This is a genomic window from Flavobacterium sp. TC780 (assembly GCF_056783245.1).
Genome location: NZ_JBXBAV010000137.1, coordinates 1 through 10,241 on the forward strand (window position 1 = coordinate 1; position 10,241 = coordinate 10,241).

Annotated in this window: 16 protein-coding genes and 2 pseudogenes; all 18 read right to left on the reverse strand. The window is 31.4% G+C overall.

What is annotated here, in order from left to right:
* Positions 1-412, reverse strand: a 412-nt coding sequence (locus tag AC1RYN_RS14845) for a carboxypeptidase-like regulatory domain-containing protein (protein WP_481807570.1), incomplete at its 3' end; no start/stop codon positions are given.
* A gap of 467 nt (positions 413-879) precedes the next feature.
* On the reverse strand, positions 880-1,398 hold the full coding sequence (locus AC1RYN_RS14850) for a hypothetical protein (protein ID WP_481807571.1): 519 nt from the start codon (positions 1,396-1,398) through the stop codon (positions 880-882).
* A gap of 335 nt (positions 1,399-1,733) precedes the next feature.
* Positions 1,734-1,934, reverse strand: a complete 201-nt coding sequence (locus AC1RYN_RS14855; RefSeq protein WP_481807572.1) for a hypothetical protein — start codon at positions 1,932-1,934, stop codon at positions 1,734-1,736.
* Between the two features lie 144 nt (positions 1,935-2,078).
* Positions 2,079-2,303 (reverse strand): hypothetical protein, encoded by a 225-nt coding sequence (locus AC1RYN_RS14860; RefSeq protein ID WP_481807573.1) that lies wholly within the window; start codon positions 2,301-2,303, stop codon positions 2,079-2,081.
* Positions 2,304-2,548: 245 nt separating this feature from the next.
* The gene (locus tag AC1RYN_RS14865) at positions 2,549-2,692 is read right to left on the reverse strand and encodes a hypothetical protein (protein WP_481807585.1); all 144 of its coding nucleotides are present in this window, start codon (positions 2,690-2,692) and stop codon (positions 2,549-2,551) included.
* A gap of 270 nt (positions 2,693-2,962) precedes the next feature.
* Complete coding sequence (locus AC1RYN_RS14870; RefSeq protein ID WP_481807574.1) at positions 2,963-3,166, reverse strand: hypothetical protein; 204 nt, start codon at positions 3,164-3,166, stop codon at positions 2,963-2,965.
* 81 nt (positions 3,167-3,247) lie between these two features.
* Positions 3,248-3,391 carry a hypothetical protein gene (locus AC1RYN_RS14875; protein WP_481807575.1) on the reverse strand — a complete coding sequence of 48 codons (144 nt, stop codon included), beginning with the start codon at positions 3,389-3,391 and terminating at the stop codon, positions 3,248-3,250.
* Complete coding sequence (locus AC1RYN_RS14880; RefSeq protein ID WP_481807576.1) at positions 3,391-4,758, reverse strand: alginate export family protein; 1,368 nt, start codon at positions 4,756-4,758, stop codon at positions 3,391-3,393. The genes AC1RYN_RS14875 and AC1RYN_RS14880 overlap by 1 nt, the downstream gene beginning before the upstream one ends.
* Positions 4,748-5,221 carry a DoxX family protein gene (locus AC1RYN_RS14885; protein ID WP_481807577.1) on the reverse strand — a complete coding sequence of 158 codons (474 nt, stop codon included), beginning with the start codon at positions 5,219-5,221 and terminating at the stop codon, positions 4,748-4,750. The genes AC1RYN_RS14880 and AC1RYN_RS14885 overlap by 11 nt, the downstream gene beginning before the upstream one ends.
* Entirely contained in the window at positions 5,199-6,074 is an 876-nt protein-coding gene (locus AC1RYN_RS14890) for an amidohydrolase family protein (protein ID WP_481807578.1), read from the reverse strand. The genes AC1RYN_RS14885 and AC1RYN_RS14890 overlap by 23 nt, the downstream gene beginning before the upstream one ends.
* A gap of 23 nt (positions 6,075-6,097) precedes the next feature.
* Entirely contained in the window at positions 6,098-6,550 is a 453-nt protein-coding gene (locus AC1RYN_RS14895; protein WP_481807579.1) for an amidohydrolase family protein, read from the reverse strand.
* Positions 6,516-6,668 (reverse strand): amidohydrolase family protein, encoded by a 153-nt coding sequence (locus AC1RYN_RS14900; RefSeq protein ID WP_481807580.1) that lies wholly within the window; start codon positions 6,666-6,668, stop codon positions 6,516-6,518. The genes AC1RYN_RS14895 and AC1RYN_RS14900 overlap by 35 nt, the downstream gene beginning before the upstream one ends.
* A complete protein-coding gene (locus AC1RYN_RS14905) occupies positions 6,641-6,964 on the reverse strand; it encodes a hypothetical protein (protein WP_481807581.1) in 324 nt (107 codons plus the stop codon). The genes AC1RYN_RS14900 and AC1RYN_RS14905 overlap by 28 nt, the downstream gene beginning before the upstream one ends.
* Positions 6,965-7,018: 54 nt before the next feature.
* The gene (locus AC1RYN_RS14910) at positions 7,019-7,459 is read right to left on the reverse strand and encodes an isochorismatase family protein (protein WP_481807582.1); all 441 of its coding nucleotides are present in this window, start codon (positions 7,457-7,459) and stop codon (positions 7,019-7,021) included.
* The gene (locus AC1RYN_RS14915; protein WP_481807583.1) at positions 7,434-7,709 is read right to left on the reverse strand and encodes a hypothetical protein; all 276 of its coding nucleotides are present in this window, start codon (positions 7,707-7,709) and stop codon (positions 7,434-7,436) included. The genes AC1RYN_RS14910 and AC1RYN_RS14915 overlap by 26 nt, the downstream gene beginning before the upstream one ends.
* Before the next feature lie 24 nt (positions 7,710-7,733).
* A pseudogene (locus AC1RYN_RS14920) lies at positions 7,734-8,263 on the reverse strand (YceI family protein).
* Positions 8,264-8,295: 32 nt separating this feature from the next.
* Positions 8,296-9,017: pseudogene (locus tag AC1RYN_RS14925) on the reverse strand (pirin family protein).
* Between the two features lie 475 nt (positions 9,018-9,492).
* A complete protein-coding gene (locus AC1RYN_RS14930) occupies positions 9,493-10,071 on the reverse strand; it encodes a Crp/Fnr family transcriptional regulator (protein WP_481807584.1) in 579 nt (192 codons plus the stop codon).
* Between the last annotated feature and the right edge of the window lie 170 nt (positions 10,072-10,241).

Genomic DNA, 10,241 nt, shown 5'->3' on the forward strand with positions numbered 1-10,241 from the left:
TTTGCCCTTGCTCATTTAAAGTAATTGTAAGTGGTGAGTTAGTAATGTTTACTTCCTTTGTTTCCATGCCAATGAAAGAAACTACTAATTTTGTGCTATTGGCTGGCATATCGATTACAAAATTACCATCGGAATCTGTAAGAACACTAATTTTACTTCCTTTTGCAAGTATTGTTGCCCCAGGTAAAGGGCTTCCATTTTGATCTATTACTTTACCCTTTACTAGAGGGGCAAATAAATTCTTAAACAATATTTTTTTTCTAGTAATTTCCTCATAACTAACTAATTCTTCGTAGTTGTTCAAATTAATAGCTTCACTTCTATTTAAAAATAAAAGTGTTAAAACAATCTGAAATAACATTAATTTCTTAATTGGAAAAAGTAACCTTCTTTTAATAATTGTTTTTTTCATAAATTGGTTTGGTTTTGATTAATACTCTTACTGGTTTTTTAAATATTTTATGTTAAAAAACCAAAAACCAAATTAAAGACAAGTAAAAACACTTGGAAATAAAAAAAATACGCACTTATACTCATTTCGGCACAAGTAACACAACTACCTTACAGTTAATTACTTACAACATAATAAAAATCTTGAATGAAAAAAAAATGAGTATGTTCAAGTAGATAGAATTAATTTAATTAAACTTTAGTGTTAATTATTTATTCTTTGAAATAATTACTTAACAAGATAAAGACTATTTTTTTAATGTTTTATTTTTGGATTTACTTAAATAAAAGCTAAATAATTGTTAAATACCTTAGTCTTTATTTGTAGTAAAAGAACCACATTCGAATCAGAATAATCAAAAAAATAGCTGCTTGAAAGCAACTCTTTTTCCTTATAAATAATAAAACTGCTTACCAATTCAAACAAAATTAAATAAGTTTTTTTCTAGATTGTTTTAACAAATTATCTACATTAGCTACAGTAGCCATCCTGCTTATATCAAATGCAGGTCCTTGATACTCATACGTTATTTTTGCATACCTAGAAATCCACTCGTAATTTCCATCACCTACTACACTTTTTAGAAGCCAATCATTTCCCGTATCATATTTCGTAGTACTATCACCACCGAGAAAATATCTTGGTAATTTAAGCTCTGTCTTAGTAATTGCACCTGCATAGTCTGATTCAGAAACAAATAACAAGTCCCAATTGGAATCGTTATTTGTACATACAAGATCTACGTAGCCATCACTTAATAAATTTATAGTGTTTGCAGATTTATTATTACCATATTTTATAGTGTTACTAGTAGAGCATTTTATTGTAATACTTTCCCAGGACATATTTTTAATTTTATAACCTCTACCAGTGAATTTTAGTCCTGTTACAGTACTTATTTGAGGTAAAGTAATAATTTCATTAGAAGCTATTCCATTGTATGTCATATAGTAACCTTAATCTGTTAAAGTTGTACTTACGTTAGTTTCACGATATGCAGCTCCAAATGCCCCTCCCACAGTCTGTATGCTGTTTGGCTCTTGGTATTAATTCCTGATTTTATACTTTGAGCAAATGCATTTGGTAATAAAATGCATGAAAAGACAAATAATGCAATTAAATTTTTTATAATGTTTTTCTATTTTGTGGTGAAATGAATAATAAGTATCAATTTTCTTGCACTTCAGATAATTCTACATTAGAACTATCTAGTTTATTTTCATTCATTATTTTTATATTGAGTAATTTATCTTATGTGATTTAAAAAAAATATCCTATTTGGTCAAATTCGATACGTTGCTTTTATATGTTTCTTAATCTTACTATTGTTTATAACTATTTTTTCATATGTCAAGAAAGCCTGAATTTCTATATCAGACAAATCAGTATAACATGACCAAATCTTAAACTCATTTTTATATACAATATGTCCGTTAACATTATATTTTTTATGATCACTTAAAGGTTCAATCTGAATTATCATTTTTTAAAAATTAAAAATTATTTTAAAATAAATCAATTATAATATGCTATAACTATAACTAGGAATCAACAATAGGTTGAGACATACTTCGAGAGTAATTATAACCTATTTTATTATTTCAATAAAGAATACTATTTATTTTTATTAAGCTATACCAAAATATTTTTTAAGTTGTGTACTAATTTCTTCTTTTGTCTCAAGCATATATAATAACCGTACATTACTAGTTTCATTTATTTCATACTTAACTGGAATGGGGATTCTCTGGTGAATTCCTAAAATTATTGAGGGATTTTCTTCAAGTTGCTTAAAGAATGTCATGTATTCTTCACGGGCCTTCCTGTATAAAAATAATCCAATCAAATCCATTAAATGAGGAAATATCTTTTTTTACATCCGAAAAAAAACTAAATTTAAACTTTTGAAATCTCTTCCTAAAGTATCTGAAAAACGTTTGATTTTGGTCACATACTAAAATTTTTAATTGTTGGCTCATTCTATATAAATTTTATAATCTCATTATAATTTCTTTTTCATTTAAATTGTTCTCAATCATTTTAATCTCTGTTTAATGAACTTTTCTATGACAATAAAATAAGGTTTATATTTTTTTATTAAAAAAATCTGGATGACACTATCCTGTCAAAATACTCAAATACTTCAAAACGTAAAAAAAACTCATGAGAACCCAAATTATAATTTGCAATCCTTGACGTTTCTATATCACATGCATAGCCAACAAACAATCCTTCTGTAATTTGGAATCATATAAGTTAAGTGAGGTCTATAAAATATTGTTAAATAAAGCTGAATTGAAAAATCTGGAGACGAGTCTGTTTATCCTAAAATTAATATTTCAGTAAATAAAGACAATAATCAGAATTGTTAGACACATCATACCTCAAAAAGACCGACAGCTAAAGCCCTAAAATCGCATTTCCAGTTTTCAAGAAGTTAATCTTATTGTGTTTTTTATCGGTTAAAAAAAATGGCACTTAGAAGATTTTCAAATTCGATCGAAAAAACTGTCAAGTTACCCGTAACATTTCGGGCAAAACGATTTTTATGTACACATTTTGTATTGCCAAAATCAAAACACCAATACTTTCTTCAATTATCCATCTGGTTTCGATGGTTCGATTGCTGTTTTTCATGGAGAAAAACAATAACAGCACTTGTAAAATGGACATCATGTCCAGCTTTTGAGCATCGTTGCCTTTTAGTATTTTCAAAATTCTTGACGTCAGTGTTACACCTAATATAAAAACAGGAATAAATAACAAACGTGCTATAACTTCACTATTTTTTTAAATTTAAACGATCGCAGTACTAACCATTAAGATATTTCTGCTAACATGAGCAGTGAAAATTCCAGCAAAAGCAATAAAGCCAGCTATATCATGATAACCAGCAATAAAGCTGAGCAAGAATGAAGCATATTTTTGTTTTAAATCCATCAAAATCTTAAATATACCGTCGCAGCACCAAATATAATGTCCCTCCCCGAGGTTACTTCTTTTAAATAACCTTTTGTATTGAACCAAGTTCCTTCTATTTTGAAAGCTAACCAATTTTTCACATCATAATTCAAGTTTGCCCCTAGTTGATTACCAATGCCTTTTTTCGATGTGTTTTTTCCCGAATACATCAATATTGTATTAGGTTGATAAATCCCATCGTTGCGACTCATTCGCCAAAAAATATCATAATCTACCGAAAAAATAATGTCTTTTTTCAACTCCAAATCAATAGACGGATGGATATCAAACAAGTTAGAAGGTCCTACAAGTGCAGCTAAACCGAAATAAGCTCCTTTTGGAAACAATGGATTAAACGTTTGTATTTTGTCATCATCATACTTTTTATCGCCTGAAATAAATTCAGTTTTTAAGCCAAAAATAGGTTTAAATTTTACCCTAGCAAACTGGTACGAAGTATTGAGCGATAATGTCCATGCTTCGATATTTTTTGCTCCAACTGATCCAAATTGGTAAACAGCTTCTGTATCGTAATTCCAGTTGTGATTTTTACACCAGACTCTTGTTCCTACAGAATGTCGTAATTCTTTTCCTTGTGCATCATCAAATTCAGCAGACGCTTTTATTAGTCCCAAATAATAAAAATCGATGTTTCCAATAATTGGTAATTTGTTGAACGTATTATAAATACCGAAAAATTTGATATTCGGATTCAGTCTATCATCAAAAATTTCAGGAATATTTTTAACAGATTGACTATAAAAAAAATCTGATTTAAATTTTCTTTTTTCTAACGCAACTTTTACCGCATCAAACGCTTGTCGGTTATTTGGTCCTTCACGAACCGACACCAATCGTTGTGAACCATAGAGCATTTCCTGCCGTCCTAATCGAAAAAGAAGGCTACTTTTTTCCAAATCAAGAATAAAATCAAAAAACAATTGATGAATATCTAAATCATTTCGTTCCACTGGACTTGGATCAATTCGACTAATTACTGTACTGCTTTGCAATTGTGAAAAAATGCGGAAAACTTTTTTATAATGAAAATCTATATGAAATAAAGCTCTGTTTAACAAAAAACCGTCTTTATCGTTTTCTGTATCACCCCAATTTTCATCTTTAAAATATTGGTATTGTGACCGTAATTCTCCCCCAAATGAAAGGTATAAATCATCACTTTTCGTTAGTTTTATGTGCTTTATTTTATCAAAAAATGTCGAAGCAGAATCCATTTTTACCTTAGCATAATCTTCGTCATACCGTAACATTTTAAAATCAAGTAGTTGCTGCGAAAAACCGAATTGGCTTAGTAAAAGCACAAAAAACAATGCTTTATATTTCATTTTTTATGAAAAAACTGTCCAACGAATATTTTCCTGCGCCTACTACCAAAATGAACAAGTAACAAAAACTATACATATAAGGATTATCTTTTATCAGTAAAGTATCGTTCCAGTGCAAAACAAAATAGCCTGTCAATGTTACAACCAATATAGGCAAAACAGCCAATCGGGTAAAGAGCCCAAAGATGACAAATACCGGAAAAACAAGATTGGCAGCATCAGCAAATATGATATTGAATGCTTCGGGCAAATGCAACGGATTGGGCACTTGGTCGACAGCAGCGACTCCGACACCCAATTTTTTGAGTCCGTGCACTTCCATTAATTCTGACGAGAGCGAGATTCTGAACATCAATAACGACAAATCAACTACACAAGCAGACAGATAAATGTATATTATTGTTTGAAATAATTTTCTCACAACTAAATCGTTATTAGAATTATTTAGTTTGATACCCTCCAAAATATTTCACAGGACTCCATTCGGGAATTACCGGTAAACCAGCTGGTGCAACGGTTTTATATTCGTCGGAACCATATACTACTTTTCCATCAACAATGGTCAATTTTGATGTAATTCCTTTAATAGCTTCGTCTTCCACTGAAAAATAATCTTTGTCAAGGATAACCAAATCAGCAAAATAGCCTTTTTGAATTTTTCCTTTCAATTGTTCTTTAATCAAATCAAATCCACCTTGTGTCAACAGTTTTAAAGCTGTTTTTCTATCTAACGTATTTTCTTTTGCCATAACCTGTGTTCCTCCAATGGTTTTTCCAGTGGTAATCCAGTATAATGAAACCCAAGGATTATAGCTAGCTACACGAGTTCCGTCAGTTCCTAAACCTACAGGTAAACCCAATTCTAACATTCGTTTAACCGGAGGTACAGCTAATGCATTTTTTTTGCCATAGCGACGAATAAAATTTTCTCCCTGATAAGCCATACGATGCTGAATAGCTATACCACCCCCCAACGCTTTGATGCGTTGCATATTTTGCTCACTTATAGTTTCGGCATGGTCAAAGAACCAAACCAATCCGTTAAGCGGTGTTTCTTTATTTATGGCTTCAATAACGTCTAAATCTCTCGAAATACTTTCGTCATAGGTTGCGTGTATACGGAAAGGCCAATGATTTTTAACCAATAAGCTCAAGACGTCTTTAAGGTTTTTTTCCATAGTTATTGGCAATTCGGGACGTGGAAAAAGGAAATTTTCAAAATCGCCAGCATCAGCAACTAAATTTTCACCTCCACCTTCAACATGATAATCGACTTCGTTAATTCCATTATGTCCATGGTCATCAATTTCAACCATTCCAATCCATTTGGTATAATCGGCTAATTCGGTTCCTTTTTCTGTGCAAACAAAAAGAATGGCAAACGCATGGTTATTTTTCCTTGTTTGTTCAACTCTTCGGTAATGCCATAATCGTCAGGGAAATTTTGAAAACCGCCACCGGCATCCATTACGGCAGTTACGCCTAAGCGATTTAATTCGGTCATGTATTGCAAGGTCGAATTCATTTTTTCTTCCTTAGTCAATTCGGGCAATTTTGCCAAAGTTGAATATAAAATAAAAGCATTCGGTTCGGCTACCAATAAACCGGTTGGATTTCCGTCATTGTCTTTTTCTATTAAACCTCCAACTGGATTTTGTGTATCGGTATTGATATTTAATTTTTGAATACCTGATTTGTTGAGCCATGCTTTCCCGTAGAGATACAAAATAAACGTAGGCACATTTCCTGTTGCTTCGTTAATTTCGGCTAATGTAGGAAGTTCTTTTTTCAAACTGATATTCATTCCATCCACCAACTACTCTAATCCACTGACCCTCAGGCGTTCGTGAAGCCTGTTCTTTCAACATTTGCAAAGCACGTTTTAGTGAAGTAACTCCGTCCCAACGCAATTCAGTATTATAAAATCGACCACCGCGAATAACATGTAAATGGCTATCAAAAAGTCCTGAATAACACGACTTTCTTTGGCATCGATTATTTTTGTTTGTTTTGTTTTAAGTTTCAGTATTTGGGTATTTGTCCCAGTCTGAACGATTTTATTTCCTGAAATAGCCAAAGCTTGTACTTCAGGGTTTTTATCATCAAGAGTCGTGATTCTTCCATTGATGACAATAATATCAACCTTTTGAGCAAAGACACCTCCTGTCAACAAAAGCGAAAGAACAAATGTATAGATTGTTTTCATAGTATAATGAGCTTAAAAAGGCAGGTATAACACCTGCCTTTTTGATTAATAATCTTAGTGTTTCAACATCCCGTGGGCATATTGTACGCCGATACCATAGGCGCCGCCATATTTTTTTACTAAATCAGTAACGGCTACATAAGTTTCACCTCGAGCCCAGTCACGTTGCAATTCTAATAAATATTGCATTGAAGTCATCATGTGTGCTCCTGCCTGAACCATTCGGGTCACTGCCATTTCATGAGCTTCTTTAGAAACATCTCCAGATGCATCAGTAATTATGTAAACATCATATCCTTCTGCAATGGCTGACAAGGCTGGTCCTGCAATGCAAACACTTGTCCATAAACCCGCAAGAACTATTTTCTTTTTTCCTTTTGCGGTAATTGCTTTATAGGCTTTTGCATCTTCCCAAGTGTTCATTGTTGTTCTGTCAATGTAATTTGATGTTGCTTGAGGATAAAATTCTTCAATTTCTGGGAAATACCGGTCCACTAAATACATGTTCAGCTACAGTTGTAACAACTGTAGGTACCTTGAAAATTTTTGAAGCTCCTGCTACAATTGCTGTATTATTGCGCAACTGATCAATATCGATACTTTTTGTTGCGAATGCCATTTGTCCTTCATTGTCGATTAAAACCAAAGTATGGTTTATTGGATTTAATAAACTTGGACTTGGTTTTTGTGCAAAACCTGTCAAGGTTGTAAAACCTACTACTAAACATAAAACTACTTTTTTCATTTTTTGTTATTTTAAGATTAAAAATTATTGTTTAATTAATTGAATTTCAGAAATTAATTTGATTTCTTCTCCAACTAGAACTCCCCCTGTTTCAAGAGCTGCATTCCAAGTCAAACCAAATTCTTTCCTGTTTATTGTTCCATTTATCGAAAGTCCTGATTTTGTATTTCCCCATGGATCAGTCATTAATCCACTGTATTCTGTTTCTAGAACAACACTTTTTGTTACATTCTTAACCGTTAGATCGCCAGTAATTTCAAATAAAGCATCATTAATTTTTTTTATCGCTGTAGATGTAAATGAAATTTTTGGAAAAAAATTAGCATCAAAGAAATCAGCACTTCTTAAGTGATTATCTCTATCTGAATTATTTGTATCAACAGAATCTACTTCAGCTGAAAAGCTGATTTTTGAAGTTTCAAAGTTGTTTTCTTCATTTTCAACGTGTGCATTAAATCTGTTGAATTTTCCAGATACATTTGTAAACATCATGTGCTTTACTTTAAAGCCAATTTCCGAGTGTGTTAATCAATTACCCAAGTTGTTTTTACCATTTTGTAATTTTTAAGTCATTATTATTTAATTATTATAAAGTCATTGGTACTTCCATCAGAAGGATTTCCGTATCATCTGAATTTGCTGTTATATTGAGATTATTTATATTCCAAATTCCTAGTCCATCTCGTTTTGTTAATTCATAGGCCCCAATAGTTGCAGAACCCTTAATTATAAAAACATAAACACCATTTCCAGTATTTTTGATTTTATAACCCGTCTTGAAATCTTTTTTGAAATTTCCTAAATGAAACCAAGCATCTTGGTGTATCCAAACACCAGCATCATTTGGATCTGGTGAAAGAATTTGTTGCCATTTATTTTTTCTTTCTTCTAGATTTAAACCAATTTGGTCATACCTTGGAGTTACGTTCTTTTTGTTAGGGTAGACCCATATTTGAAGAAACTTTACTAATTTATCTTTGTTTTTATTATATTCACTGTGAAAAATTCCACTACCAGCACTCAAAACTTGGATATCCCCATTTTTGATTACAGCAGTGTTTCCCATACTATCTTTATGTTCCAAGTCTCCTTCTAATGGAATACTTATAATTTCCATATTGTCATGTGGATGTGTCCCAAATCCCATACCCGGATCTAACTCTATCATCATTCAACACTCTCATATACCCCAAAATGCATTCGTTCAGGATTCATATAGTTTGCGAAACTAAAGGTGTGATGACTTTCCAACCATCCATGATTTGCTACTCCTCTTGTTTCTGCTTTGTGCAAAATTGTATTTTCCATTATGTTTGATTTTTCATTTGGCAGATGATTAAGCCCTATAATTTCTAATGGTTGTATTTCATCTATCTCATTTTTAATAATATTCCCGAATGCAGCAGTTGCAGCAAACATTCCTGTTCCAAATAATCCTTTTTTTAAAAATTCTTTTCTGTCCATAACTTTATTCTATTTTTTGGTGATACAAATTTCTTTTGAAAATTAATCCTGTGCATTGAACTAGTTCAAGAAAGTACTTAAGCTTTGTTAACTTACTAATTACTGCACAAATTTCTTTTGAAAATTAGACCTGTGCATTGAACTAGTTCAAGAAAATACTTAAGCTTTGTTAACTTACTAATTACTGCACAAATTTCTTTTGAAAATTAGATCTGTGCATTGAACTAGTTCAAGAAAGTAATTTGATTATAAAGAAAAACTTCCTGAAAACAAATAAGTTAACAGGAAGTTCTTCTTTATAAAAATAAAAGAATTAAATCTATTGCTTTGAAAGTTTTGTTTCTATCTTACTTAGAAATTCTGCTGATATACCAAGATAAGAAGCAATATGATGTTGGGTAACTCTTTGAGGAATTGTAGGATATAATTTTATGAAGTCTAAATACTTTTCTGGAGCAGATTTTGCAATTGTATTAATTAACCTGTTTTGTGTAGAAGAAAGGTTTTTTTGAACCATTAACCTAAAGAACCCTTCAAACTTTGGTACCCTTTTTAATAATTCTTCTTTATTCTCATACGTCAGAAAAAACAACTCACAATCTTCTAAGGTTTCGATATATAATTTGCTTGGTTTCTTTTCATGAAAACTTGCTATATCGCTAACCCACCAACCTTCTATTGCAAATTGCAGAATAACCTCAAACCCATTTTCGTCTATAAAGTAGTTTCTTATACACCCTTTTGAAACATAAGCCTCAAAGTTGCAAATTTCCCCTTCTTGTAATAAATATTCTTTTTTATTGACAGTTTTAAAATCAATTAAAGTATGAAATATGTCAAGTTCATTATCAGTGAAATTGGCACATCTATTTACAAATGCATCTATATTTTCGAACATAAAATAATTTTATTAGTTACTATTAAAAACACTCTGATTTATCAAATTCACTTAATGCTAATAAAATTTCATTTTTCAATAATCCACTGCCCCCACCATAATGCTGAATAATTATTATTTTAGAATTTATAGGTGCTGCCTCCCTAACAACAGGAGCATGTATTAACCTT

Coding starts and splice junctions, on each gene's coding strand:
- AC1RYN_RS14915 (WP_481807583.1), bottom strand. CDS start 7,709: ATGAAAAAAGTAGTTTTATGTTTAGTAGTAGGTTTTACAACCTTGACA.
- AC1RYN_RS14860 (WP_481807573.1), bottom strand. CDS start 2,303: ATGGATTTGATTGGATTATTTTTATACAGGAAGGCCCGTGAAGAATAC.
- AC1RYN_RS14880 (WP_481807576.1), bottom strand. CDS start 4,758: ATGAAATATAAAGCATTGTTTTTTGTGCTTTTACTAAGCCAATTCGGT.
- AC1RYN_RS14930 (WP_481807584.1), bottom strand. CDS start 10,071: ATGTTCGAAAATATAGATGCATTTGTAAATAGATGTGCCAATTTCACT.
- AC1RYN_RS14890 (WP_481807578.1), bottom strand. CDS start 6,074: ATGGTTGAAATTGATGACCATGGACATAATGGAATTAACGAAGTCGAT.
- AC1RYN_RS14850 (WP_481807571.1), bottom strand. CDS start 1,398: ATGACATACAATGGAATAGCTTCTAATGAAATTATTACTTTACCTCAA.
- AC1RYN_RS14905 (WP_481807581.1), bottom strand. CDS start 6,964: ATGAAAACAATCTATACATTTGTTCTTTCGCTTTTGTTGACAGGAGGT.
- AC1RYN_RS14875 (WP_481807575.1), bottom strand. CDS start 3,391: ATGGATTTAAAACAAAAATATGCTTCATTCTTGCTCAGCTTTATTGCT.
- AC1RYN_RS14855 (WP_481807572.1), bottom strand. CDS start 1,934: ATGATAATTCAGATTGAACCTTTAAGTGATCATAAAAAATATAATGTT.